Annotated in this window: 20 protein-coding genes and 2 pseudogenes; 9 read left to right on the forward strand and 13 right to left on the reverse strand. The window is 44.0% G+C overall.

Going from position 1 to position 25,459, the window contains the following annotated elements:
* The first annotated feature begins 51 nt into the window (after nt 1-51).
* Nucleotides 52-2,568 (forward strand): EAL domain-containing protein, encoded by a 2,517-nt coding sequence (locus tag CKO50_RS10265; RefSeq protein ID WP_095728078.1) that lies wholly within the window; start codon nt 52-54, stop codon nt 2,566-2,568.
* On the opposite strand, the gene CKO50_RS10270 is transcribed toward CKO50_RS10265, so the two are convergent.
* The 12 genes and pseudogenes from CKO50_RS10270 to rsmD all read right to left on the reverse strand — a co-directional run bounded on the left by CKO50_RS10270 (nt 2,541) and on the right by rsmD (nt 15,397).
* A complete protein-coding gene (locus CKO50_RS10270; RefSeq protein WP_095728079.1) occupies nt 2,541-3,362 on the reverse strand; it encodes a DUF2797 domain-containing protein in 822 nt (273 codons plus the stop codon). The genes CKO50_RS10265 and CKO50_RS10270 overlap by 28 nt on opposite strands.
* 114 nt (nt 3,363-3,476) lie before the next feature.
* Nucleotides 3,477-4,760: a phosphoribosylamine--glycine ligase gene (gene purD, locus CKO50_RS10275; protein ID WP_095728080.1), complete on the reverse strand. Its 1,284-nt coding sequence runs from the start codon at nt 4,758-4,760 to the stop codon at nt 3,477-3,479.
* Between the two features lie 15 nt (nt 4,761-4,775).
* A complete protein-coding gene (locus CKO50_RS10280) occupies nt 4,776-5,612 on the reverse strand; it encodes a class I SAM-dependent methyltransferase (RefSeq protein ID WP_095728081.1) in 837 nt (278 codons plus the stop codon).
* A 100-nt stretch (nt 5,613-5,712) separates the two neighbouring features.
* Nucleotides 5,713-7,299 (reverse strand): bifunctional phosphoribosylaminoimidazolecarboxamide formyltransferase/IMP cyclohydrolase, encoded by a 1,587-nt coding sequence (gene purH, locus CKO50_RS10285; RefSeq protein ID WP_095728082.1) that lies wholly within the window; start codon nt 7,297-7,299, stop codon nt 5,713-5,715.
* 211 nt (nt 7,300-7,510) lie between these two features.
* Nucleotides 7,511-7,801 carry a DNA-binding transcriptional regulator Fis gene (gene fis / locus CKO50_RS10290; RefSeq protein WP_010374122.1) on the reverse strand — a complete coding sequence of 97 codons (291 nt, stop codon included), beginning with the start codon at nt 7,799-7,801 and terminating at the stop codon, nt 7,511-7,513.
* 45 nt (nt 7,802-7,846) lie between these two features.
* The gene (dusB, locus tag CKO50_RS10295; RefSeq protein WP_010374120.1) at nt 7,847-8,812 is read right to left on the reverse strand and encodes a tRNA dihydrouridine synthase DusB; all 966 of its coding nucleotides are present in this window, start codon (nt 8,810-8,812) and stop codon (nt 7,847-7,849) included.
* Nucleotides 8,813-9,115: 303 nt separating this feature from the next.
* A pseudogene (prmA, locus tag CKO50_RS10300) lies at nt 9,116-9,983 on the reverse strand (50S ribosomal protein L11 methyltransferase).
* A 74-nt stretch (nt 9,984-10,057) separates the two neighbouring features.
* A complete protein-coding gene (gene rpoD, locus CKO50_RS10305; protein ID WP_095728083.1) occupies nt 10,058-11,905 on the reverse strand; it encodes an RNA polymerase sigma factor RpoD in 1,848 nt (615 codons plus the stop codon).
* Nucleotides 11,906-12,026: 121 nt separating this feature from the next.
* Nucleotides 12,027-13,766: a DNA primase gene (dnaG, locus tag CKO50_RS10310; protein WP_095728084.1), complete on the reverse strand. Its 1,740-nt coding sequence runs from the start codon at nt 13,764-13,766 to the stop codon at nt 12,027-12,029.
* A gap of 177 nt (nt 13,767-13,943) precedes the next feature.
* Nucleotides 13,944-14,390 (reverse strand): GatB/YqeY domain-containing protein, encoded by a 447-nt coding sequence (locus CKO50_RS10315; protein WP_095728085.1) that lies wholly within the window; start codon nt 14,388-14,390, stop codon nt 13,944-13,946.
* Nucleotides 14,391-14,410: 20 nt separating this feature from the next.
* On the reverse strand, nt 14,411-14,626 hold the full coding sequence (rpsU, locus tag CKO50_RS10320; RefSeq protein ID WP_010362466.1) for a 30S ribosomal protein S21: 216 nt from the start codon (nt 14,624-14,626) through the stop codon (nt 14,411-14,413).
* A 186-nt stretch (nt 14,627-14,812) separates the two neighbouring features.
* Complete coding sequence (gene rsmD, locus CKO50_RS10325) at nt 14,813-15,397, reverse strand: 16S rRNA (guanine(966)-N(2))-methyltransferase RsmD (RefSeq protein WP_095728086.1); 585 nt, start codon at nt 15,395-15,397, stop codon at nt 14,813-14,815.
* Nucleotides 15,398-16,728: 1,331 nt separating this feature from the next.
* Between rsmD and ftsY the strand changes: the two are divergent.
* The 7 genes and pseudogenes from ftsY to CKO50_RS10360 all read left to right on the forward strand — a co-directional run.
* Nucleotides 16,729-17,734 (forward strand): annotated as a pseudogene (gene ftsY, locus CKO50_RS24595) (signal recognition particle-docking protein FtsY); the annotation flags it as partial.
* Between the two features lie 113 nt (nt 17,735-17,847).
* Entirely contained in the window at nt 17,848-18,525 is a 678-nt protein-coding gene (gene ftsE, locus CKO50_RS10335) for a cell division ATP-binding protein FtsE (RefSeq protein WP_017218471.1), read from the forward strand.
* Nucleotides 18,522-19,508: a permease-like cell division protein FtsX gene (gene ftsX, locus CKO50_RS10340; protein ID WP_010607197.1), complete on the forward strand. Its 987-nt coding sequence runs from the start codon at nt 18,522-18,524 to the stop codon at nt 19,506-19,508. Before ftsE ends, ftsX begins: the two co-directional genes overlap by 4 nt.
* A gap of 298 nt (nt 19,509-19,806) precedes the next feature.
* Nucleotides 19,807-20,664, forward strand: a complete 858-nt coding sequence (rpoH, locus tag CKO50_RS10345; protein WP_010374102.1) for an RNA polymerase sigma factor RpoH — start codon at nt 19,807-19,809, stop codon at nt 20,662-20,664.
* 194 nt (nt 20,665-20,858) lie between these two features.
* Nucleotides 20,859-21,572: a 1-acylglycerol-3-phosphate O-acyltransferase gene (locus tag CKO50_RS10350; protein WP_176474643.1), complete on the forward strand. Its 714-nt coding sequence runs from the start codon at nt 20,859-20,861 to the stop codon at nt 21,570-21,572.
* The gene (rraB, locus tag CKO50_RS10355) at nt 21,572-21,907 is read left to right on the forward strand and encodes a ribonuclease E inhibitor RraB (RefSeq protein WP_010374098.1); all 336 of its coding nucleotides are present in this window, start codon (nt 21,572-21,574) and stop codon (nt 21,905-21,907) included. The genes CKO50_RS10350 and rraB overlap by 1 nt, the downstream gene beginning before the upstream one ends.
* Before the next feature lie 225 nt (nt 21,908-22,132).
* Nucleotides 22,133-23,407, forward strand: coding sequence for an HD-GYP domain-containing protein (locus CKO50_RS10360; RefSeq protein WP_095728088.1), 1,275 nt, complete (start codon nt 22,133-22,135; stop codon nt 23,405-23,407).
* Here CKO50_RS10360 and CKO50_RS10365 read toward each other — a convergent pair.
* Nucleotides 23,404-23,721 carry a hypothetical protein gene (locus CKO50_RS10365; protein ID WP_010374094.1) on the reverse strand — a complete coding sequence of 106 codons (318 nt, stop codon included), beginning with the start codon at nt 23,719-23,721 and terminating at the stop codon, nt 23,404-23,406. The two genes, CKO50_RS10360 and CKO50_RS10365, sit on opposite strands and share 4 nt — an antisense overlap.
* A gap of 374 nt (nt 23,722-24,095) precedes the next feature.
* Between CKO50_RS10365 and CKO50_RS10370 the strand changes: the two genes are divergently transcribed.
* Complete coding sequence (locus CKO50_RS10370; protein WP_095728089.1) at nt 24,096-25,355, forward strand: outer membrane protein transport protein; 1,260 nt, start codon at nt 24,096-24,098, stop codon at nt 25,353-25,355.
* Nucleotides 25,356-25,459: the final 104 nt, after the last annotated feature.

The following is a 25,459-nucleotide window of genomic DNA, read 5'->3' on the forward strand; positions in this document are numbered from 1 at the left end:
TAGTGTCGCCCAGTATACTTCAAATTGGAATAATATTGCGAGAGTGTGCTTATGGTTGGTGATTCACGTCAGTTACAGATCAAAGAAGTATTTACCAATAGCTTGTTATGTTGCGATGAGCAAACCAGTCTATATGATGCGGTTGCGCAAATGCGAGCGAGCAGAGTGAGCTCGATCTTTATTACTCGTGCCGATGACATTATTGGTATCTGGACTGAGTCGGATTGCGTTAAGCTCAACTTTAACGATCCTAACTTTGCACAGGTGCCGGTCCGGGCCGTGATGACCACACCGGTGCAAAAAATTCAAATAGATAAAACCTTGAGTGAGGCGACGGTCAAGTTCCACCAACTAGGGATCCGTCACTTACTCGTGGTTGACTCGGATAATCTACCTTGCGGTGTGGTCTCTTTATCCGATATCGTGCGTAGCCAAGGACTCGACCATTATTTGCATTTTAGACCAATTGAGCAGCACTTTGAATCAAGTATTGTGATTTTAGACAGTGAAGACTGTGTCTCTGATGTTATTAATAATATGCGTGAGCTAAAGCTTACCGCTGTGTTGGCGTATAACCGTGAATTAAATGAGTATGGCATTATTACTCAACGTGATATTGCATATATTATTCTCAATCCTGATTGGCGTCAGCCTTGCTGGCAATTAGCCAGCTATCCTATGCTCTCCATGACGCCAAAAGATAGTTTATTCGATGCTTACCGGCTGATGACGGTAAACTCCATTCGTCATTTGGTGGTGACTTCCCCAGACTCGCAACAAGTGATAGGGCTATTAGCGCTCAAAAATGTCCTGACTGAAATCGAAACGGCGTATTGTAGTGAGCTGGAAAAAGTCCTAGTACAACGTGATATTGCACTGCAAAAGTCGGAGAAGAACCTTTATCTAGCTAACCGCATTATTGATGCCTCTCTCGATGGCATTATGATCACCAAAAGTTCAGGTGAAATAATCCAGATCAACCCGGCGTTTAGTGCGCTTACCGGCTACAAAGATTATGAAGTACTAGGGAAAAGCCCAAGCATATTGAGCTCGGGGCTACATGATGAATGCTATTATCAGAGCATGTGGCAAACGCTCAGAGAAACCGGTGTGTGGCAGGGCGAGATCTGCAATCGTAAAAAGAGCGGTGAGATTTATGTTGAATGGCTCACGATTATTGAGATCAGAGAGCCGTACAGTGACGATATGCTTTACGCAGCCATTTTTAGCGACATTACAGAGCGTAAAAATGCGGAAGAAAAAATTGCTCGCTTAGCCTACTTTGATGAATTGACTGGGCTGCCTAATCGTCGCTTATTTTACGACAGACTCTCTATGGCATTGGCATCAGCGCACCGCTATAAGCAAAAACTCAGTGTGATGTTTATAGATTTAGACCGCTTTAAAGAAGTGAATGACTCTCTTGGCCACAGCGCGGGAGATGAGTTATTAGTGCAGGTTAGTGAGCGAATAAAGTCTATTCTAAACGAAGGTGACACGTTGGCCCGACTTGGTGGCGACGAATTTGTCGTGCTACTAAGCGAAGTGAATGGCATGTCGGAGGTTATTGAATTTGCAGACCAAATCTTAATGGCATTATCGAATCCCTTTCAACTTGGTGATATGCAGGTGGCTGCGACGGCCTCAATGGGCGCTGCTATTTATCCCGAGGATGGTCATGATACGGAAACCTTACTCAAACACGCCGATGTTGCTATGTATCGCTCCAAAGAAGTCGGGCGTAATTCATTCCAATTATTCGAAGCTTCGATGAATGCACGTTCATTTGAGCGTTTATCCATGCTAAGTCGTTTTCAGAATGCCTTGGAAAATGACGAGTTTGAACTGCATTTTCAGCCATTGCAATGTTTAACCAGCAGTCGCATTTCAAGTGTTGAGTGTTTGCTAAGATGGCGTGACCCAAATCTCGGGATGATCTCGCCGGCCCAATTTATCCCACTTGCTGAGGAGCTCGGGCTTATTATGCGCTTAGATCAGTGGGTAATAGATAAAGCCTGTCAGCACTTGTCGCAATGGCAATGCGCTGGGGTTGAGATTAGGCGCATGGCGATTAACATCTCGGCGTCTCATGTCACTCAAGGCGACCTTTATCAGTGTGTCGCGCAGGCATTAAAAAAGCATAACGTCGACGGTAAGTATCTTGAGCTTGAGCTTACCGAAAATAGCTTTATCGGTAATCTTCAAGAGGCTAAGTACACCTTGAAAAAACTCAAGGAGCTGGGTGTCAAACTGGCGATTGATGATTTTGGTACAGGGTATTCTGCGCTCAGTTACTTGGCTAAGCTGCCCATCGACATCTTAAAAATAGATGCGAGTTTTATTGCTAAAGTGCCCGATGAATATGGCAATAGCGAAATTGTTTCGGCAATTGTGGCGATGGCTAAGGCGCTAAACCTGCAAGTTGTAGCTGAGGGCGTAGAAAAGCCTGTACAGAAACGTTATCTGCGCAAGCTAGGTTGTCATACAATCCAAGGTTACGTCTTCTGTAAGCCACTTACAGAAGACGATTGGCATGCATTTTATTCGTCAGAGAAGGTGATTTCGTAAGAGGTAAACTTACGGATATTGATCACGCCATTATCAAAAATAAGATATTGGCCTTTGATCCCTTCAAGCACGCCTGACACTACAGGGTCTTTATCAAAGTTAAACGAGCTGACTTTACTCGGGTGCTGGTTTACTGGGAAGGTGAGATCAACCACTTCTTCATCCAGCACTTCAATGGCGGTTGCACCAAAGAGTTCAGCAAGTTCATCGAGCTTTGCTTGGATCTCGGGAATAAGCTTAGCGGCTTCTGCTTTGAGGTCTATTTCAGGATTGATGCCTTTGAGCATATTGCGCCAGTTAGTCTTATCGGCAATAAACTGAGCCAGCGCCACTTCCACTAACCCTGACTGGTGACGGGTCTGCACCTTAAAAATCGGCAGAGCTTGCGTTGCGCCTTGATCTACCCAACGAGTTGGGATCTGCGTATGACGGGTGATCCCTACTTTAAGGCCTGAGGTATTGGCCAAATACACATAGTGCGGGATCATACAGTTCTCTTCGCCCCATTGGGGTTCACGACAGGTACCTTGATCATAGTGACAGGTCTCTGGCTTCATAATACACATGTCGCAGCTGGCGAGCTTTCTCATACACACGAAGCAGTGCCCCTGTGAATAGCTCTTTTTGGTTTTTTTACCACAGCTACTGCAAAATATATTGCCGGTGAAGGTAAGGGTAACTGGTTTACCAAAGTAGTCATTGAGTGATACTAAGTTATCACCCACGGGTAATTGATATTGGATAGGTTCAACAAGCGCTGACTTTAACTTGCTGAGTGTACCTTGTACTTGCATCTTTGCCCCTAAAAATGCTCATAAAAGGGTAGGATACCATTACAAACTAAGAAACGCAGTGTGTAAAAATGAAAAAGGCCAGCGTCAAGCTGGCCTTGCAAAGCTTAATGTGAATTAGCTTTCGCGTGCGATTGCACGATATGCGATATCTGTGCGGTACTCTACGCCATCCCAGTGAATGTCTTTCACTAGAGAGTAGGCGCGTTTTTGCGCTTCGGTTACCGTGTGGCCAAGGGCCGTTGCACATAATACTCGACCACCAGCAGTGACTACATGCTCGCCATCTTGCTTAGTACCGGCATGGAACACTTTTTCGCCTTCAGGGTAGTTCACTTGAAGACCTGAAATAGCGTCACCCTTAGGGTAGTTCCCTGGGTAGCCACTAGCAGCAAGCACAATACCAACAGCAGCTCGCGGATCGAATTCAATCGATGTTTGACCAAGCTCTTCACGGTTTGCCGCTTCAATCAGCTCAACTAAATCAGACTGAAGGCGTAACATGATAGGTTGTGTTTCTGGGTCACCAAAGCGGCAGTTATACTCGATAACTTTTGGTGTGCCGTCTGCTGTGATCATCAAACCAGCGTATAGGAAACCTGTATAAGGGTGACCTTCTTTCGCCATACCTTCAACCGTTGGATTGATCACTTCAGTCATGATGCGATCATGAATATCTGGCGTGACTACAGGAGCTGGAGAGTATGCACCCATACCACCTGTGTTTGGGCCTTTATCACCATCGTATGCACGTTTGTGATCTTGGCTGGTGGCAAAAGGAAGTACATTTTTGCCGTCAACCATGACGATGAAAGAGGCTTCTTCACCTTCTAAAAACTCTTCAATAACCACACGGCTGCCCGCTTCGCCAAAAGCATTACCCGCAAGCATATCGCGGATAGCTTCTTCTGCTTCCGCTTCGGTCATTGCCACGATGACCCCTTTACCAGCAGCAAGACCATCAGCCTTAACAACGATAGGTGCCCCTTGTGCTTTCAAGTAGGTAAGCGCAGGCTCAATCTCTTCAAACGTTTGATAAGCCGCTGTTGGAATATCGTGACGTGCTAAAAAGTCTTTAGTAAACGACTTAGAGCCTTCTAGCTGCGCTGCCGCTTGAGTAGGTCCAAAAATAGCTAAGCCTTCTTCACGGAAACGGTCAACCACACCGATAACTAGTGGTGCTTCAGGGCCAACAATGGTTAATTGTACATTGTTTTCTTTAGCAAAGACGACCAAGGCATCGATATCTTCAACGCCGATAGCCACGTTTTCGAGTTTAGGCTCAAGCGCAGTACCTGCATTACCAGGTGCTACAAAAACCGTTTTTACAGATGGGTTTTGTGCGGCTTTGAACGCAAGCGCATGCTCACGCCCACCGCTGCCAATGACGAGTACATTCATGGCGAAATTTTCCTATTAAAGCTTTTTAAATTTTAAGGTCATGCGGTCGCTTTCCCCAATCGCTTTATATTGCGCTGCTTTTTCATCACCTAGCGCTAAGCGAGGTGGCAGAGTCCAGACGCCTTTTGGGTGATTGGCGCTGTCTAGTGGGTTGGCGTTAATGTCGCTGCTTGCAACTAATTCAAACCCAGCTTGTTTGGCGATATCAATAACATAACTTTGCTTCATATAACCTGACGACTTTTGATCATCAAGTTGACGGTGCTCAGGTAGGCGGTGTTCAACCACACCTAAAATGCCACCAGGTTTCAGTGCCTTATTAAACGCGTTGAACGCGCTAAGTACACCTTCATCTCCCTTACCCATGTACCAGTTATGCACGTTACGGAAAGTTAGTACCACGTCAGCACTGCCTTGTGGTGCAATGTTGCTGTGTGTTACCGGTGCAAATTCCGTGATCTTTACTTCACTATAGTCTGGGTTGGTTGCTACTTTTTCTTTGTAGCTTTTTAATGAGCGTTGATAGTAGCCAACATCTGAATCAGCAGGGAAGTGCGCTGCATAATAGGTGCCTTGACCTTTAACCAGCGGCGCTAAAATCTCGCTGTACCAACCACCACCAGGTGCAATTTCTACCACAGTCATTGATGGCTCAATGCCAAAAAAAGCAAGCGTTTCACTTGGGTGGCGATATTGGTCTCGGGCTCTATTGTTCTCAGCTCGATTGTCGCTAGCAACGGCTTTTGCAATCGCGCTTGGTACCGCTTGGCTGGAGTTGGATTCTGTCGCGTTACAGCCCACTAAAGTAGTAAATACTGCAGCAGCGATAAGAGATTTCATACCTAGATTCATCGTTAGCTTCCTTCATTCTGTTATGATTATGCTGTAGCCAGAATACTGGAAATTAGCTGAAACAAAAAGCGCGAAACTCATAAGTTTCGCGCTTTATTGATTAATGGCGGAAGTGGCGCATGCCGGTAAACACCATTGCCATTCCTGCTTCATCAGCGGCGGCAATCACCTCTTCATCACGCATTGAACCGCCCGGCTGGATAACCGCAGTGATACCAGCAGCTGCAGCGGCGTCAATGCCATCACGGAATGGGAAGAACGCATCAGAAGCCATCACAGAACCTGGAACTTCTAGGTTCTCGTCTGCGGCTTTAATCCCTGCGATTTTTGCAGAGTATACGCGGCTCATTTGGCCTGCGCCCACACCAATAGTCATCCCATCGCGGGCGTAAACAATCGCGTTGGACTTAACAAATTTAGCGACTTTCCAGCAGAACAGTAGATCTGTTAGTTCTTGCTCTGTAGGTTGACGTTTCGAAACTACCTTAAGGTCGTCCAAACCAACCATACCTTGGTCACGATCTTGTACTAAGATACCGCCATTAACACGTTTAATATCAGTACCTGTGGTTTTGTTTGACCACTGACCACATTCTAGTAAACGTACATTTTGCTTCGCAGCAACGATTTGTGCGGCTTCTTCTGATACGCTCGGCGCGATGATAACTTCAACAAACTGACGCGCTACGATGGCTTCCGCCGTGTCGCCGTCTAGCTCTCGGTTAAAGGCGATGATACCACCGAAGGCAGAAGTAGGGTCGGTCTTAAATGCGCGGTCATAGGCGGCAAGAATGTTTTCATCTACCGCAACACCACAAGGGTTTGCGTGTTTTACGATAACACAAGCTGGCTTATCAAACTCTTTAACACACTCAAGTGCGGCATCGGTATCAGCGATGTTGTTATAAGACAGCGCTTTACCTTGAAGTTGTTTAGCCGTTGCGACGGATGCCTCTTCAATGTTGTTTTCAACATAGAAAGCAGCGTCTTGATGCGAGTTTTCACCGTAGCGCATATCTTGCTTCTTGGTGAATTGCATATTGATAGTGCGAGGGAATTTGGTTTCCTCAGCCGCTTCTTCCGTATAATCCGGAACCATTTTACCGAAGTAGTTGGCAATCATGCCGTCATATTGTGCGGTATGCTCGTAGGCTGCAATAGCAAGGTCGAAACGTGTCTTGTATGTTGTAGAGCCTGAGTTTGCCTTCATTTCTTCAATAACACGGCTGTAGTCATTCGCATTTACAACAATGGTCACGTCTTTGTGGTTCTTAGCCGCGGCACGAACCATAGTTGGACCACCAATATCGATATTTTCGATTGCATCTTCTAGGCTACAGTCAGCTTTCGCAACAGTTTGTGCGAAGGGGTATAAGTTGACTACTACCATATCGATTGCTGAAATATTGTTTTCAGTCATGACGTCTTCGTCTTGACCGCGACGTCCTAAGATACCGCCGTGCACTTTTGGGTGAAGCGTTTTAACGCGACCATCCATGATTTCTGGGTGGCCAGTGTAATCAGATACTTCTGTTACTTTAATGCCGTTGTCTGCAAGTAGTTTGCAAGTACCGCCAGTTGATAAAATTTCTACGCCTTGAGCTGCAAGTGCTGTGGCGAATTCAACGATACCGGTTTTATCTGACACGCTTAGTAGGGCGCGACGAATTGGACGATGTATATCCATGATGGTTCAGGTTTCCTCAATGATTAGTTAAGGGCTAGCTTAGAAAGCCGGTATTTTAGCGCATTATTGTTAAGATGACGATGTTAAAAGGCGAGATAAACATGAGAAAAGTGCGATATGAAAAGGATAAATGTCCGCTAGCTGCTGAATTTTAAACAATAAAAAAGCACCCGAAGGTGCTTTTTTATCAACTAAATTTTACCAGCAGTGCTTAGTTCATGCCGTATTTTTTTAGCTTTTTGCGAAGTGTGCCACGGTTGATGCCTAAAAGGATCGCTGCACGAGTCTGGTTACCACGAGTATAAGTCATTACCTCTTCAAGTAGAGGTGCTTCAAGCTCAGAAAGAACTAACTCATAAACGTCTTGTACGTCTTGACCATTAAGCTGCTTTAGGTAGTGATGTACAGCTTTTTTAACTGCATCGCGCAAAGGTTGCGGTTTCTCTTGTGACTGAACATGAGCGTTAGTAATAAATGGAGAAGTCACATTTTGTTCGAACATCGTTATGTCTCTTTCTTAGTTAGCCTGAAGGATGAATAAATTCATTCACCCTAATGTTTCAAAATAGTCTTCTAATGCCTCGATTTGCGCTTCTGGCGTCTCCAAGGCATTGAATACTCGCCTAAATTGACCTTCTTGGTCATGGGCCTGCAAATACCAAGATACATGCTTGCGTGCGATGCGCGCTCCCATTGGCTCACCATAGAATTGATGAAGATTTACTAAGTGCTCCATCAATATTGCTCGAACCTCTGCTATTTCAGGTTCTGGCAAATGTTCACCGGTTTGCAAATAGTGGTCTATTTCTCGGAAAATCCAAGGACGACCTTGGGCGGCTCGACCAATCATAATGGCATCTGCGCCCGTGTATTCCAGCACCTGTTTCGCTTTTTCAGGAGACGTAATGTCACCATTTGCTACCACAGGAATAGATACTGAACGTTTAATTTCTCTGATCGTGGCGTATTCAGCTTCGCCCTTATACATACATGCTCTTGTACGGCCATGCACGGCTAGCGAAGCAATGCCTCGACGTTCAGCTATGCGAGCAATCTCAACACCGTTACGATTGTCTGTGTCCCATCCTGTACGGATTTTTAACGACACAGGTACGTCAACAGCAGCAACCACAGCGGTTACTATTTCGTCAACCAACTCTGGATATTGCAACAATGCTGAGCCTGCAAGCTTCTTGTTCACTTTTTTAGCGGGGCAGCCCATATTGATATCTATGATCTGCGCACCGTTTGCGACATTAAATTGTGCTGCTTGCGCCATCAACTCAGGATCCGCTCCTGCGATTTGTACCGAGCGAATGCCCGATTCACCACTGTGATCCATGCGATTTTGCGACTTATCGGTTTTCCACACTTTTGGATTTGAAGACAACATTTCTGATACCGCAAGCCCAGCACCTAGACGTCGACACAGTTGTCGAAACGGTCTGTCGGTGATCCCAGCCATTGGTGCTACGATAAGATTGTTTTCAAGTTGGTATGGACCAATACGCACAACAGTTTAATCCGCCTTACCTCAAGGGGCGCTAAGTTTACGGTTTTTTTCGCAAAAATCAAAGGTTATAAATTGAACATAATTGCTTTTTTTTTGAACTTTATGGGTTGACATTTGATAACAACCTGAGAGCTCAGATAATTTGCACGAAATTTATGCAAAAACAATTTTAAAGGTACAATTTGAGCCGAAAATTTAAGCTGTGAAAAATGCGTAAAGCCTGTTAATTACAGGCTTTACCAGTTAAAACTTACTAACTTTCATTGAGCCGCTGATACTTTTGTCAGCGTTACGTTAGCAGCCTTATTTTTTCACACCGCTGACGCGCGTCCATTCACCCTGTTGAGCAATGTTGTCTAGCTTTAAAAATGGTGCGTAAACATCTGCAACAGACTGCGCTTGCTCTTCTAAAATACCAGACATGGCGATGGCGCCTTTGTCGCCTAAGAAGCCGAGAATGATTTCGTGTAGCTCTCTCAGCGGTTGTGCAAGAATATTAGCAACAACAATATCAGCACTGAATTGCGGCTGGTTTTCAGGTAAGTACACTTCTAGTTTATCTGCAACGCCATTACGCTCGGCATTATCGCGGCTTGCGATAAGCGCTTGTGGATCGATATCAATACCAATCACACGCTCAGCGCCTAATTTGATTGCTGCGATACCTAAAATCCCAGAGCCACAGCCAAAATCAACGACGGTTTTACCGCTGAGGTCTTGTTGTTCCAGCCATTGCAGGCAAAGTGCGGTTGTGGCATGGGTACCAGTACCAAATGCAAGGCCCGGATCCAGTAACACATTGACGGCATTGGGATCTGGCACATCACGCCAGCTTGGGCAGATCCATAATCTCTCACCAAACTTAATCGGGTGAAAATTATCCATCCACTCGCGTTCCCAGTCTTTGTCTTCTAGCTGTTCAAGCTTGTAGTTTAACGGCTTTTTNTGATTGGACAAAGTCAACGACTGCTTGCATATCATGATTCGCTTCAAATAAACCGATCACCGTTGTCTCGGGCCATAAGATGACTTCGCCGGGTTTTGGTTCGTAAACGGGATTGTTTTTACTATCCATGAATGTGACAGACGGACAACCGACATCCATAAGCATATCGCTTAACGCATCGGCATCGGCTTTATCTGAATAAATTCGGATTTGGATCCAAGCCATGTGTGTATACCTATTTAATCCAATTATTATAAAAAAGGCCGCTGAATAGCGGCCTTAATCTTATTTGCTACTTTTTAGCCCTTAACGTCTAAAAAGCTCTTTAATAGATCTGAGCGAGAAGGGTGGCGCAGCTTACGTAATGCTTTAGCTTCAATCTGACGAATACGCTCACGTGTTACATCAAACTGTTTACCCACTTCTTCTAACGTGTGGTCTGTATTCATATCGATACCAAAACGCATACGTAGTACTTTAGCTTCACGAGCGGTAAGGCCTGCCAGTACTTCGTTGGTCGCGCCACGAAGACTTTCCATCGTTGCTGAATCAATCGGTGACTCGATAGTAGTGTCTTCGATAAAGTCACCAAGATGTGAATCTTCATCATCACCAATTGGCGTCTCCATTGAGATTGGCTCTTTGGCTATTTTTAACACTTTGCGGATCTTGTCTTCAGGCATCATCATACGTTCTGCCAATTCTTCAGGACTTGGCTCTCGGCCCATTTCCTGTAGCATTTGACGAGAGATACGATTCAGCTTGTTGATTGTTTCAATCATATGCACAGGAATACGGATAGTTCTTGCCTGATCCGCAATCGAGCGAGTAATCGCCTGACGGATCCACCACGTTGCGTATGTTGAAAACTTATAACCACGACGGTATTCAAATTTATCAACCGCTTTCATCAGACCGATGTTACCTTCTTGGATCAGATCCAAGAACTGCAGACCACGGTTGGTATACTTTTTAGCGATTGAAATTACAAGACGTAAGTTCGCTTCAACCATTTCTTTCTTCGCACGGCGAGCTTTTGCTTCACCAATACTCATGCGACGATTGATGTCTTTAATACGCTCAATGCTAAGACCAGTGCTATCTTCAAACGCTTTAAGCTTGTTAACACAACGCTCAATTTCAGGTTTTACTTCAGCAAGTTTTGCTGAGTGTTTTTCACCTGATGCAATTTCAGCATCGATCCATGCGGTATCGGTTTCGTTATTAGCAAAGTGCTTAACGAAAACCTTTTTTGGCACCTTGGCAATTTGAACTGCTTGCTTCATGATGATGCGTTCTTGAACACGCACTTTATCCATCATGTCGCGCATGTTATTTACCATGCGGTCAAATTGCTTAGGAACTAACTTGAAAGTACGGAAGTGATCGCCGATTTCCTGAATTGCAGCTTTCGCATCTGGGTGCGAGCGACCTTTACTTTCAAAAATTTCTCGCGCGGCATTGTACAGCGTACGAAGATGTTCAAAATGCTCGCGAGCTTCTTCAGGATCTGGACCTGAATCGCCTTCTTCTGAGTCATCATCGTCATCATCTTCATCATCTTCGTCATCTAAGTCTTCATCACTTAGCTCAGAACCGATGTGTGTTGCTGAAATTGGTGCTTCGTCTTCCTCGATAGCATTAGGATCAAAGAAACCAGAAACAATGTCGCTTAGGCGCATTTCTTCCGCTTCGTACTTGTCCCATTGCTCTAGCAGGTAAGTAATAGCTTCAGGGTATTCTGCAACAGAAATCTGTACTTGGTTGATCCCTTCTTCAATACGCTTAGCGATTTGGATTTCGCCTTCACGAGTTAGAAGTTCAACCGTACCCATTTCACGCATATACATACGAACAGGGTCAGTTGTGCGGCCAATTTCTTTTTCTACTGTTGCTAAAGCCGCAGCCGCTGCTTCCGCAGCATCCTCATCTGTTGTTGTTTCTTGCATCATCAACTCATCAGCATCAGGCGCATTTTCAGAGACCTGAATACCCATATCGTTGATCATGCTGATGATATCTTCTACCTGATCTGAGTCTATGATGTCTTGTGGAAGATGATCGTTAACTTCTGCAAAAGTTAAATAACCTTGCTCTTTACCTTTCTGAATCAGAAGTTTGAGTTGTGACTGAGGAGATTGATCCATAGAGAAATTTGCTTCCACTCTGAAAAGTTGATACAACAGGCGCCAGCTATTTAACAGCTAAATTTTGATGACGCAGTGAATAGAACATTATAGCACCGAAAATTGCTATTGACTAGAACTTCTACTGTTTAAGCGCTTGGGTAAGGAGTGCGCATTCTAGCCGCTCATCATTTGTTAGGCCTTCTGTTTTCTCCTTTATTAATAGGGTCTCTAGGCGATAATTTAAACACTGATCTTCAATAAATTGAAAAGTATTTTTAAATTCGTCTTCTAGCCTATCTTCAGCAACGCCATGTTGCCACACCGCAAGCTTTTTCAAGGCATCGAATTCAGCCTGGTCGCGATAATGTTCAAGTAACTGCGCTGTGTTTATTTGTGGATTATCGTTACATAACATTTGTAAGCTCAGCAGCAGTTGAATACCCGGGATCGCCATTTCACCGAGTTCAGGCATATACTCAACCGTTTGCGCAAGCTGTGGATGTTGAAGCAGTAAGCCAATCGCTCGACGCATCGGCGTGACTTTAAATTGGCGCTCAATTTTATTCTGTTGTTTGTTACTTGCTAATTTAGCGCTAAGTTGCTCACGAGTACGACCAATTAATCTAGCTAAGGTAGTTAACAAACTCTCTTGGTAGTAGTCACTGGGTATTTTGCTGATCAGTGGAATGGCATCGGTAAGCAGCTTGGATTTGCCTGCATCATTTGTAAGGTCGCATTGCTCACGTAATTTGGTAAACAATACTTGCGTATAATCGCTTGCTGTTTCTAGCCGTGCTTCAAAGGCATCTTTGCCTTCTTGCTGTACCAATGAGTCTGGATCTTCACCATCAGGTAAAAAGACAAACTGTAGAGACTTACCGTCTTTTAAGTTAGGTAAAGCGTGGTCAAGCGCACGCCAAGCAGCATCGCGGCCAGCTCTGTCACCGTCGTAGCAGCAGATCACTCTGTCGGTATTACGAAACAAAGTTTGCATGTGTTCAGCGGTGGTTGCAGTGCCTAATGCGGCAACGGCGTAATCAATGCCTTTTTCTGCTAAGGCAACGACGTCCATATAGCCTTCCACAATCAACACTTTATCTAATTGCTTATGCGCTTGTTTAGCTTCATAAAAACCATAAAGTTCGAAACTTTTATGGAAAATGCGTGTTTCAGGCGAGTTTAGATATTTAGGGCCTTGATCTGCACCCATTATCCTTCCGCCAAATGCGATGACACGACCACGTTTATCACGAATAGGGAACATCAAGCGATCGCGGAAGAAGTCAAATTGGCGGCCAGCTGACTTTTCTGATGCTAACTTTAAATCAAGCAGCTGTTGTTTGTGCTCAGGCTTGCGGGCTATTTGATTACACAATGACTCCCACTCAGGTGGTGCATAACCAATCATAAACTTTTGTACAGTTTCGCCACTCAGGCCGCGGCCTTTTACGTAGTCAATTACTTGAGTGGCATTGCTATGGTGTTTTAACTGATGCTGGTAAAACTTAGCAGCTTGGAGCATTAAGTCATAGTCAGACTTTTTTTCTTCCATTGAACGCTGCGGCCCTTGTGGGGCGTTTTCGCGTGGTACTTCTAAGTTTAATAGGGCGGCTAGTTCCTCAATGGCATCAACAAACTCAAGCTTGTCGTATTCCATTAAAAAGGAAATTGCGTTGCCATTAGCACCACAGCCGAAGCAATGATAAAACTGTTTATCACGTGACACGGTAAATGAAGGCGTTTTTTCATTGTGAAATGGACAGCAGGCTTGATAGTCTTTTCCTGCTTTTTTTAATCCCACACGACCGTCTATGAGCTCGACAATGTCCGCTCTTGCGAGCAAGTCATCAATAAACTGTCTAGGGATTTTGCCTTTCATTTAAGTTCCGAAGTTGTACTAGTGAGTGAGCGCATTATATCAAGTAGCAACGAGAAAAAATCAACTTAATTCAATTGAGGTATCTTATCATTGCAGCATTGCTGCGCATGACGCCTAAAACGAAGAAACCGAGCACTAGGCTCGGTTCACTTATCAATCATACAATTGTATGTGGGCTTAAGCGGTAAGTCTTTGCTTAATTAAACCAGAGACTTTACCCATATCAGCACGACCTTCAGCTTTTGCTTTAATCGCACCCATTACTTTGCCCATGTCTTGCATGCCTGACGCACCAGTTTGTGCAATCACGGCATCAATTAGCTCGACAATTTCATCTTCGCTAAGTGGCTTAGGAAGGAATGTCTCAAGTACGCTAATTTCGTTAGCTTCGATATCAGCTAAGTCTTCACGCCCTGCATCTTTATACTGGGTATAAGAATCGCGACGTTGCTTAACCAACTTAACTAAAACCGCAGTAATGCCTGCGTCGTCTAGTGTAGTTTGGTTGTCGATTTCTCGCTGTTTAATTTCAGCAAGTACCGCACGAATCGCACCAAGACGAAGTTTCTCTTTGGCTTTCATCGCTTCTTTTTGTGCGTCTTTTAGCGTAACTAATAAGCTCATTGATACAAGACCAATACTGATTAGTATAATTTAACGCGACGTGCGTTTTCGCGAGAAAGCTTCTTCATGTGACGCTTAACCGCTGCAGCTTTTTTGCGCTTACGCTCAGCAGTTGGCTTCTCGTAGTGCTCGCGACGACGAACTTCAGAAAGGATACCTGCTTTTTCACATGAACGTTTGAAACGACGTAGTGCAACGTCAAACGGCTCGTTTTCTCTTACTTTAATTACTGGCATTAAAAATTCACCTACCTAATTAATGAGCTTAGCTCTATCTGGCTAAAAACTAGCCAATTGGTTCAAAAATGGTGCGGTATTGTAATCTGAAGCAAGACCGCATGTAAAGCTTAAATTATAGCTAAAAACACCAGCCCTGTCATGTCATACGCTAGCGGCTGTTTTTTCATTCTTTATGGGGGAATTTCAGCGCTGATAAAGACGGCAGATCACTTGTCCTGCATGCTTTTCTTTAATCAAGTGCCAATTTTCTGGTGTTTCAGGTTGTGCCTCTTGTTCAAATTCAACATAGATGAGCGCGTCTTCGCTGAGCCAAGATTGTGACTCAAGTAAGTCACAACAAGGAGTCACAAGCCCTTTGCGAAAGGGTGGGTCAATAAAAACCAAGTCATATTGCTGTTGCTTAAGGTTATTTGCCAGCATGGTTAACGCGTCGGTATTAATGATTTCAACGTTATCCAGTTTGAGTAACGTTGCATTATTGCTAAGCTGCGTCGCCGCGGTTTTATCCAGTTCGATAAAAGTTCCGCTTGCAGCGAAGCGTGAAATAGCCTCAAATCCTAGACTGCCAGCACCGGCAAAGCAATCGAGTACTTTTGCGTCTCTTACGTCCTGCATGAGCCAATTAAAAACGGTTTCTTTCATTCTATCTGTTGTTGGTCTTAATCCCACAACATCATGAACTGGTAACTTGCGACCTTTATGCTTACCACTGATCAGGCGGATGAAACCAGACTGTTTGGTATTTGACTTAGGCTTAGATTTTCTCATAGCGACGTAATTTGCTTCTTTATTAAAGGTTCTTGGTGTCAGGATTTTTCATCCTTACGGAACATGGTACACTTGCACGCAATTTTGTCTAAGCACTAAGGTTGCCATCCTCGGCTTGCCTTTCGAGCCCAAAATTAAGTGTGATATCAATCCAAGTAAAAGCAATAAGCTGATGCGGATTGGCGTTTTCGAGTATGGTAGCAAGATCATCAACATTTTGCTTTGGGTTTATGCAATTTATCTAACACGGTCATAAGTGAATATGGGAAAGAAAAACAAATTTTTATCTTGGTTGGGCTTTGGTAAATCCGATAAAGAGCAACAAGAAGCTGAACGCCAAGAACAGTTAGCAAAAGAACAAGCAGAGCGTGAAGAAGCAGAACGTCAGGCCCAACTTGCGAAAGAACAAGCTGAGCGTGATGAGGCAGAACGTCAGGCACAACTTGCGAAAGAACAAGCTGAACGTGAAGAAGCAGAGCGTCAGGCACAACTTGCGAAAGAACAAGCTGAACGTGAAGAAGCAGAGCGTCAGGCACAACTTGCGAAAGAACAAGCTGAGCGTGAAGAAGCTGAGCGTCAGGCACAATTAGCGAAAGAGCAAGCTGAACGTGATGAGGCAGAACGTCAGGCACAACTTGCGAAAGAACAAGCTGAACGTGAAGAAGCAGAGCGTCAGGCACAACTTGCGAAAGAACAAGCTGAACGTGAAGAAGCAGAGCGTCAGGCACAATTAGCGAAAGAACAAGCTGAGCGTCAGGCACAATTAGCTAGAGAGCAAGCTGAGCGTGAAGAAGCAGAGCGTCAGGCACAACTTGCGAAAGAACAAGCTGAGCGTGATGAGGCAGAACGTCAGGCACAATTAGCAAAAGAACAAGCAGAGCGTGAAGAAGCTGAGCGTCAGGCACAACTAGCAAAAGAACAAGCTGAACGTGAAGAAGCAGAGCGTCAGGCACAATTAGCGAAAGAACAAGCTGAACGTGAAGAAGCAGAGCGTCAGGCACAATTAGCGAAAGAGCAAGCTGAGCGTGAAGAATCTGAGCGTCAGGCACAATTAGCGAAAGAGCAAGCTGAGCGTGAAGAAGCAGAGCGTCAGGCACAACTTGCGAAAGAACAAGCTGAGCGTGAAGAAGCTGAGCGTCAGGCGCAATTAGCGAAAGAACAAGCTGAGCGTGAAGAGGCAGAACGCCAGGCGCAATTAGCGAAAGAGCAAGCTGAGCGTGAAGAAGCAGAACGTCAGGCGCAATTAGCAAAAGAACAAGCCGAGCGTGAAGAGGNCAGAACGCCAGGCGCAATTAGCGAAAGAACAAGCTGAACGTGAAGAAGCAGAACGTCAGGCGCAATTAGCAAAAGAACAAGCCGAGCGTGAAGAGGAAGAGCGTCAAGCNACAATTAGCTCAAGAACAAGAAAAGCCGAAAAAAGAAGGTTTCTTCTCCCGCCTTAAAAAAGGCTTGTTGAAAACCAAGGCCAATATCGGCTCAGGCTTTGCTTCGGTATTCAAAGGCAAGAAAATCGATGATGAGCTGTTCGAAGATCTAGAAACACAATTGCTAACGGCTGACATTGGTGTTGAAACCACGATGAAGCTGATAGATAACCTGACTGATGCTGCTGATAGAAAGCAGTTAAAAGACGGTGAAGCTTTATATGATCTAATGAAAAAAGAAATGTCAGAGATCTTAAAGACGGCTGAGCAACCGCTTGAGATCCCTGCCGATAAGAAACCTTTTGTTATCTTAATGGTCGGCGTAAATGGCGTTGGTAAAACGACAACAATCGGTAAGCTTGCCAAACAGTTTCAAAGCGAAGGTAAATCTGTCATGTTGGCGGCTGGCGATACTTTCCGCGCGGCTGCGGTAGAGCAGTTGCAGGTATGGGGTGAAAGAAACAGTATCCCTGTTGTTGCCCAGCACACAGGTGCTGATTCTGCGTCGGTGGTATTTGATGCCTTCCAAGCCGCTAAAGCGAGAAATATCGATGTATTAATAGCGGATACAGCGGGTCGATTACAAAATAAAGATAACCTAATGCAAGAGCTTGAGAAGATTGCTCGAGTAATGAAAAAGTTAGACCCTGATGCGCCACATGAAGTGATGTTGACGATTGATGCCGGAACTGGTCAGAATGCGATTAGTCAGGTAAAACTGTTTAATCAAGCGGTTGGCTTAACTGGTATCACGTTAACCAAGCTTGATGGTACAGCCAAAGGTGGGGTTATCTTTGCTGTGGCGGATCAGTTTAAGGTGCCAATTCGATATATAGGTGTAGGTGAAGGCATTGATGACTTACGCACCTTTAAGAGTGATGATTTTATTGAGGCTTTGTTCAGTCAAGAATAAATAGAGACATCAGTTGCAATAAAGCGGGCAAATTTGCCCGCTTTATTCGATTGCCGAATTGCTACAATGCCACGGACTGAGCGTCATGGTTAAAATAAGTATAAGAGGCCAACATGATTAAATTTGAGCAAGTGAGCAAAACTTATCCTGGTGGGCACAAAGCACTGGAAAAAGTGAGCTTTGAACTTGCAAATGGAGAACTCGCATTTTTAACCGGCCACAGTGGCGCTGGTAAAAGTACATTATTAAAGTTGGTTAGCGTGATGGAAAGGCCATCAGCAGGCCGTGTCTACATTAATGGTGTCGATCTCAATACGGTATCTAACCGGCAAGTTCCTTTTGTTCGCCGAGATATTGGGATTATTTTTCAAAACCACCGCCTACTCGAACGTTACAGCGTATTTGATAACGTCGCATTACCTTTAGTTATTGAAGGTACTCACCATAAACAGATCACCAAAAGAGTACATGCCGCTTTGGACAAGGTGGGTTTGCTTGATAAAGCAAAGTGCCATCCAAGTGTGTTATCTGGAGGTGAACAGCAACGTGTTGGCATAGCAAGAGCGATTGTTAACTCACCGCCTTTGCTGCTTGCAGATGAACCAACGGGAAACTTAGACCCAGAACTATCGATGGAAATTCTGAACCTATTTGAAGAATTTAATCGCCGTGGTACATCCGTTCTTATCGCTACTCATGATTTGGGGTTAATAGCACGTATGAAATACCGTAGCTTCACGCTTAATCAAGGACGTATGCTACAAGATCCGCTAGCGGAGGACACGCTATGAGTTTGCTGTTTAAAGGACGAGGAAATCAGGCTGAACAGAGTAAAAAATCGATATTTCATCATTTTTACTTTTTTTGTTTGATGATTATTCGTCAAGGTGTACAGAGCCTTGGGGAAATGTGGCGTACGCCAATGGCCTCTTTAATGACTATTCTAGTTTTGGGACTCAGCCTGACATTGCCCGCGACGCTTTATGTGGTAGTGAAAAATGTACAGCAGGTAAGTAGCGGGTTTAAAGAGGCATCTGAAATATCATTGTTCGTTAAAGATGAAATGACAGAAGCACAGACACAAACTCTAGTGAAGCGACTTGCACTCTATCCAGAAATAGAAAAAGTAGTACTGATAAGTAAAAGCCAAGCTTTGGATGAATTTAAGTCAATGTCAGGCTTTGGTCAGGCGCTTAACTATTTAGAAGAAAACCCGCTGCCTAATGTTGTGTTGGTAACGCCTGTTAGTCGTTTTAGAAAACCACAAGCCGCAACAGAGCTTCTCACTAAACTTGAAAAAGAACGTGAGGTCGAGTTTGGTAAGCTGGATATTGAATGGCTAGAGCGCCTAAATGCACTACTGGGGTTACTAAAAGAAAGTGTGATCACCGTGGGGTTTCTGTTGCTTAGCGCCGTTATCTTGATTATTGGAAATACCATACGCTTATCCATCATGGACAAGAAAGAAGAAATCCAAGTATTAAAACTGGTGGGAGCGACCAATACCTTTATTCAGGCTCCGTTTCTTTGGACTGGTGTATGGTATGGCATAGTCGGTGGTTTGGTTGCCTTTATCTGTGTTGGCCTTATGTTGTGGTGGCTGGAGTCAGCGGTATCTACAGTGGTTGGGGTATATCAAAGCAACTTTGTGCTTCAGGGAATGGCTGGGAATGAGCTTTTAGTGCTACTTGGCACTGCGATTACTTTAGGGTTTGTAGGCTCTTTTCTTTCTGTACATCGTTATATTAAAGAGATTGAACCTGAAAAGGTGTGATTTAACGCTACAAACACCAATCGACTGCTAAAGTGTAGCAGTCGATTGCCAATTGCTATCAGATTTTAGCACTCAAGCAATCAGAACTAATTAAATTTCGCACTGTCATAAAAAAATAATATCGTAAAAAGAAGCCTAGTTAATTCAATATTTTTAATGTGATTCAGTGGGTTATCTTTTATTTTTGAAGTTCTTCTAAAAAGGTTGATTTTAAAAATCAGATAAAGTAGATTGCATTTAGCACTCTAGATGTTAGAGTGCTAAATATACACGAAACGGTTTATCACTGAGGTGAAACATGACTAAAGATTTATACGCATTAGCACTAACTGGGCAGCAGAGCGCAAGTGTTGAAGGTTACCTTCAATCTGTAAGCACAATACCTATGCTTGGCGCTGAGGAAGAGAAAAAACTTGCGACACGCCTTCAGGAAGAAGGGGATCTTAACGCGGCTAAGCAACTCATTATGTCTCATTTGAGATTTGTTGCCCACATCGCAAAAAGTTATTCGGGCTATGGTCTACCTCAGGCCGACTTAATCCAAGAAGGTAATATTGGGTTGATGAAAGCAGTAAAGCGTTTTGACCCAAGCGTGGGTGTGCGTCTTGTTTCTTTTGCAGTACATTGGATTAAAGCGGAAATCCATGAATATGTATTAAAGAACTGGCGTATTGTGAAAGTTGCGACGACAAAAGCGCAGCGTAAATTATTCTTCAATCTACGCAAAAATAAAAAGCGTTTAGGTTGGTTTAACCAAGACGAAGTGACAACGGTTGCAAACGAGCTTGGTGTAAGTGAGAAAGAAGTACGCGAGATGGAGTCTCGTATGGCAGGCCAAGATATGGGCTTTGACCTATCTGCTGACGATGATGAAAGCCAAGCGGGTAACTTCTCTCCAGTACAGTATTTAACAGACACAAGTAGCGACCTTGCCGAAGAAGTTGAGCAAGAACAGTGGCAAGAGCAGTCACATAATCGCCTATTTGCAGCGCTGAAAACGCTTGATGAACGCTCTCAAGATATCGTAAGTGCACGTTGGCTTGCTGACGAAAAAGCAACATTACAAGATCTTGCTGAGAAATATAGCGTGTCGGCAGAGCGTGTACGCCAGCTAGAAAAGTCAGCAATGAAAAAGCTGCAAAACGCAATGAGCTAAATTTTGCAAAAATGATAAATCGTGTGTCAAATGCCGCTACTCAGCGGCATTTTTATTTTCTATAAATAGATCAGTATCTTAACTATCATACTCTGAGATTCCTCTGGCAGCCTCTAAACTATCATCATTTTGAGCTTACAAGTGTTCGCTTATTTTACTATAATGCGCGAGATTTTAATTCTGGAGTGGTTAAATTGATTGCCATTATACGAATTCTCTTATTAACAGTGTTTATCATTGTTAGTGGTATTTGTGGATTGTTGTTGTGCATTGTGCGTCCTTTTCATGCCAACAATGTGCACACGATAGCCAAATGGTATGGCTATATGTCAAAGTTGATAGGCGTTGAGTTGGTGATCACGCAGCATGAAAATGCCAAGCATGTTGTCCCCGCGATGTATGTTGCAAATCACCAAAATAATTATGATCTCTTTACGCTACCAGCCGTGGTGCCAAAAAACACTGTCAGCATGGGGAAAAAAAGCTTAAAGTGGATCCCGTTTTTTGGACAAATGTATTGGCTATCTGGCAACATTTTGATTGATAGAGCCAATCGTTCTAAAGCCTTAGGAACACTGACCAAATCAGCAAAAAAAATCACCGAGTCAAAACTATCGGTTTGGATGTTCCCTGAAGGGACCAGAAGCTATGGTCGCGGTTTGTTGCCATTTAAAACCGGGGCATTTCACACCGCAATGAGCGCCAATGTGCCTATTATCCCAGTATGTATGAGTTCAACGCATGAGCAGATAAAGCTCAATCGTTGGAATAATGGTAAGGTCTATATCGACATGCTAGAACCGGAATATTTAGACCCAGAAGTGTCAGCAAGGGATCACGCTGCTCAGATCCATGCTAAAATGGCTCAAAGAATAGCTGAACTAGATGCAAAAGCGAGATTAAAATAATGGAAAACTGGCGTGAGATAAGTGAAGACATCGTTTCTTCATTGCTAGAAGACGGTTCAAATCCTGAAACGCTTTATGAAGTAGAACATCACTTTGTAAGTGAGGATTTTGACAAGCTGGAAGCAGCAGCATTAGCGGCATTTAAATTGGGCTATGATGTTGAAGAACCAGCAGAGCTTGAGCTCGAAGACGGCGGTAAAATTTGGGGCTTTGATGTTGTAGTAGAAGCCGAACTGGATACCGACGTTATCATGGAAGACGTAGACAAGTTAGAAAAGGTTGCACTAGACGCTGGCGTTGAATACGACGGCTGGGGAACTTATTTCCAAGAATAGCAACTGTATAAAACCCAGCATGTATATGGTGTTGGGTTTCCCCTTCTGCAACACTTCATAAATACCTCAAATTAAATCACTTAATGAAGTAAACTGGTATAACAAGCGTTTCTGAGTGGTTGTAATTTCACCATACCTTTGTGTGAATTTAATCTGAATAGATGGTGTTTCACCTCATTCAATGGTATTAATATTTATTGGCTAACTACGTAGTGTAAGCGATTCATGCAGATTGTCCTCCCAATTGAAGATCTTAGACCAGGCATGTTTGTGGATAATGTTCACAAGCATAAGTCTGACGCGGGCATTAAGATCAAATCTCGGGGAATGGTCAGAGATGAAGCCATCATTCAAAAGCTGATTGATAAAGGGGTACTGGAGCTCACCATAGACTTTACGCAGAGCGATATTCCTGTACCACAGAAATACCAGCAGCCAGCAGAACCGGTCACTGACGCACCACAAGCCCCTGAAGAACCTGCCGCCAAAAATGGCATGGATGGCAGTCTTTCCACCGCTCGCAGTAAGCCAAAATCCAAAGCCAAAACGGTGAGTAAAGAACAAACTTTGCAGCAAGAATTTGCGGTTGCGATGCAAAAGTTTGAAAAAAATAACCGTCAGATCCAAAGCCTCTATGGAGATGTAACATCGGGCTTGAAGGTCGATATGAGCCTCATCAATGAGGTAAGCAAAGACATCGTCGATTCGGTACTGCGCAATTCAAATGCAATGGCAATTTTAACTCGGATCAAAGACAAAGATGCCTACAATTGGCGTCATATGACCAACTGTGCAATTCTGATCACCGTATTTGCCAAGCACCTTGGTTTGCAACATCACATTATTGAGCAGTTAGCCATGGGGGCGATGTTGCATGACATTGGTCACGCTAAGTTACCGCAGGGGCTGATCAATAAGCCGGGTAATTTTACCGATCTTGAGTATCGTGCGGTCAAAAAGCATGTGGCGCAGTCGCTGGGGTTGAGCAAAGGTGAGTCTGGGATCACGCCTATTATGCTGGATATGATCATCAACCATCATGAACGCTTAGATGGTACAGGCTATCCCAGAGGGATTAAAGACGACGCACTCAGCACCGCGGCAAGAATGATGGCGATTGTGGATGTATACGATGCCATAACCTCAGATCAGCATCATAAAGAGGCTGATGAGCCTATTAATGCGTTACGCTTTTTGCTGTCGAGTAAAAAGCAATTTGACCCTATTTTAGTGCAACGTTTTATTAAGTGTATGGGGGTTCACCCCGTAGGAACTATTGTTAAACTGACCAACGAACGATTAGGATTGGTATTAGAAGGCAATAAACATGCGCCCACCGCGCCTCTTGTACGAGTGTTTTACAATACCAAACATCTCCACCATGTTACGGCAAAAGATTTGGATTTAAGCGAGTCAGACATAAAAGTGATCGCAAGTGTTAGGCCGCTTGATTATCAAATTAACCTATCACGATTGCTAAGAGATCAATTATTGATTTAAGGCTTGGATTGCGCGACTGGGAAGAAAGCGTTTTTACAGCGTCTTTTAAGATTTTGCCATCTAGCAGAGAGCATCGCGCCAGTCATACAGCTTGCCATCATTAATATCCACAGTAATGTTCCCTTTTCCGAATGTAACGCCGCACAGCTTAGCAGCAGTGATAGCAGCGCTGCGACAATAGCACCTAACCAGTATTGACTGACCGGGTTATCACACTCACCCGCGTGGCGACAGGCACAGTAGTTTGCTTTACACAGGCAATATACGCTGAGACCGCAAAATACCAATGCGCAAACGATTAATGCTATCGACATGTTGTTCTCCTTAGCACGATTAGCACACAGAATGACTCATACTCAGATTGAAGAGTGTATATAAGGGATGAAGGTACGTCAATGATATTGGTAATTATTATCATTTGATAATTCATCTCATCCGATGAGTTTATAAAGTGCGTAATTTGTTCGTTATATGTTCACTTAATCAACGAAAAGTCGCAAAAAAGGAGATTTCTACTCCACTTTTAGGTAGGGTGTCATGAATTTATTATTCTGCCAATTTGGTGGGTGTGTGGCATGGCTAGATATTGGCTAGGTGAGCAAGGTCAAAGTGAGGCTACGCAGTGTTACTCGAATTGGTTTTTTTAACCATTACTCAGAGAAATGGTTAGTTCACAGGGGATTAGAGTATGAACAAAGTATTATTAGGTCTTATCGCATCAGGTGCGATTTTATCGTCATCACAAGCACTAGCTGCCGCCTTCCAACTTGCAGAACAAAATGTATCTGGCCTTGGTCGTGCTTATGCGGGTGAAGCATCTGCAGCCGACGATGCGTCAGTGGTTGCACGTAACCCAGCATTGATGGGTAAGCTATCAGGCACGCAATTATCAGTAGCAGCTATGTATGTTCAACCGGACGTAAGCCTGACGGGAACAGGTACTAGCAATGGTATCCCTGCATCAGCGTTAAATGACAACAGCATCGCACCAAGTGCTATTATTCCTGCTATTTATGCAACACACAAATATAATGACCAATGGTCGATTGGTGCAGGTATCTATTCACAGTTTGGTCTATCTACAGAGTTTGATGAGGATTATGTGGCGGGCCAAATCGCGGGTGAGACTGAAATCGTCACAGTTAATGCTGGTATCTCCGCTTCATACCAAGTGGATGAGCAGTGGAGTGTTGCTCTGGGTATTAACCATGTTTATGCCGATGCAAAAATCATCCGTAACTTGGGTGCTAACAACTTAGGTCAGCTGGCTAGCCTTGAAGCTGTTTATCTTGAAGGTGATGATACTGGCTTTGGTTGGAATGTGGGTGTAGCTTATCAAATTGATGAAAACAATCGTCTTGGCTTCCATTATCGCAGCGAAACGGACATTACCTTTGATGGCCACTTTCGTAGCGCTTTACCTACGGAAATCGGTGGTACTGGCAACGCCTCTGTTCCTGGATATGTAGATATAACACTACCTGCAATAGCTGAAATTTCTGGTTCACATAAGTTAAACTCAGCCACCTCTGTACACTACAGCGTATTGTGGACGGGTTGGAGCAGCTTTGATGAGCTTGAAGCGATTATCGGTACTTCGCACTCTGCATTTACTAAAGAAGAAAATTTCTCAAACTCTTTACGCTTCTCAGTTGGTGCTGATTATCAGTTAAATGAATATGTTAAGTTACGTGCAGGCATGGCGTATGATGAATCGCCTGCAGATGAAAACCATCTGTCTATTTCAATCCCAGATACAGACCGTACATGGTACTCTTTTGGTGCTGAGTATACTTTACCAAATCAAGCAACACTTGATTTTGGTATCAGTCTACTACGAGGCAAGACTCAAAACTTTATCGAGACAGACAAAGCACAAAGCGAGTGGGGTTTCCGCTCTAAAGGCCATGCGATGATCTTTGGTCTTCAGTATAACCACAAGTTCTAATTGTGAGAGAACATTAAAAAAGCGGCTTTTGGCCTAATGCCAGTCAGTTAAGCTGACTGGCATTTGTTTTTTTATGTGGGTACTTTGATGGCTTAGGCTTTATC

Source organism: Pseudoalteromonas sp. HM-SA03 (genome assembly GCF_002289345.1).
In the GTDB taxonomy this organism is placed as follows: domain Bacteria; phylum Pseudomonadota; class Gammaproteobacteria; order Enterobacterales; family Alteromonadaceae; genus Pseudoalteromonas.

Coding starts and splice junctions, on each gene's coding strand:
- CKO50_RS10265 (WP_095728078.1), top strand. CDS start 52: ATGGTTGGTGATTCACGTCAGTTACAGATCAAAGAAGTATTTACCAAT.
- CKO50_RS10270 (WP_095728079.1), bottom strand. CDS start 3,362: ATGCAAGTACAAGGTACACTCAGCAAGTTAAAGTCAGCGCTTGTTGAA.
- purD (WP_095728080.1), bottom strand. CDS start 4,760: ATGAATGTACTCGTCATTGGCAGCGGTGGGCGTGAGCATGCGCTTGCG.
- CKO50_RS10280 (WP_095728081.1), bottom strand. CDS start 5,612: ATGAATCTAGGTATGAAATCTCTTATCGCTGCTGCAGTATTTACTACT.
- purH (WP_095728082.1), bottom strand. CDS start 7,299: ATGGATATACATCGTCCAATTCGTCGCGCCCTACTAAGCGTGTCAGAT.
- fis (WP_010374122.1), bottom strand. CDS start 7,801: ATGTTCGAACAAAATGTGACTTCTCCATTTATTACTAACGCTCATGTT.
- rpoD (WP_095728083.1), bottom strand. CDS start 11,905: ATGGATCAATCTCCTCAGTCACAACTCAAACTTCTGATTCAGAAAGGT.
- dnaG (WP_095728084.1), bottom strand. CDS start 13,766: ATGAAAGGCAAAATCCCTAGACAGTTTATTGATGACTTGCTCGCAAGA.
- CKO50_RS10315 (WP_095728085.1), bottom strand. CDS start 14,390: ATGAGCTTATTAGTTACGCTAAAAGACGCACAAAAAGAAGCGATGAAA.
- rpsU (WP_010362466.1), bottom strand. CDS start 14,626: ATGCCAGTAATTAAAGTAAGAGAAAACGAGCCGTTTGACGTTGCACTA.
- rsmD (WP_095728086.1), bottom strand. CDS start 15,397: ATGAGAAAATCTAAGCCTAAGTCAAATACCAAACAGTCTGGTTTCATC.
- ftsE (WP_017218471.1), top strand. CDS start 17,848: ATGATTAAATTTGAGCAAGTGAGCAAAACTTATCCTGGTGGGCACAAA.
- ftsX (WP_010607197.1), top strand. CDS start 18,522: ATGAGTTTGCTGTTTAAAGGACGAGGAAATCAGGCTGAACAGAGTAAA.
- rpoH (WP_010374102.1), top strand. CDS start 19,807: ATGACTAAAGATTTATACGCATTAGCACTAACTGGGCAGCAGAGCGCA.
- rraB (WP_010374098.1), top strand. CDS start 21,572: ATGGAAAACTGGCGTGAGATAAGTGAAGACATCGTTTCTTCATTGCTA.
- CKO50_RS10360 (WP_095728088.1), top strand. CDS start 22,133: ATGCAGATTGTCCTCCCAATTGAAGATCTTAGACCAGGCATGTTTGTG.
- CKO50_RS10365 (WP_010374094.1), bottom strand. CDS start 23,721: ATGTCGATAGCATTAATCGTTTGCGCATTGGTATTTTGCGGTCTCAGC.
- CKO50_RS10370 (WP_095728089.1), top strand. CDS start 24,096: ATGAACAAAGTATTATTAGGTCTTATCGCATCAGGTGCGATTTTATCG.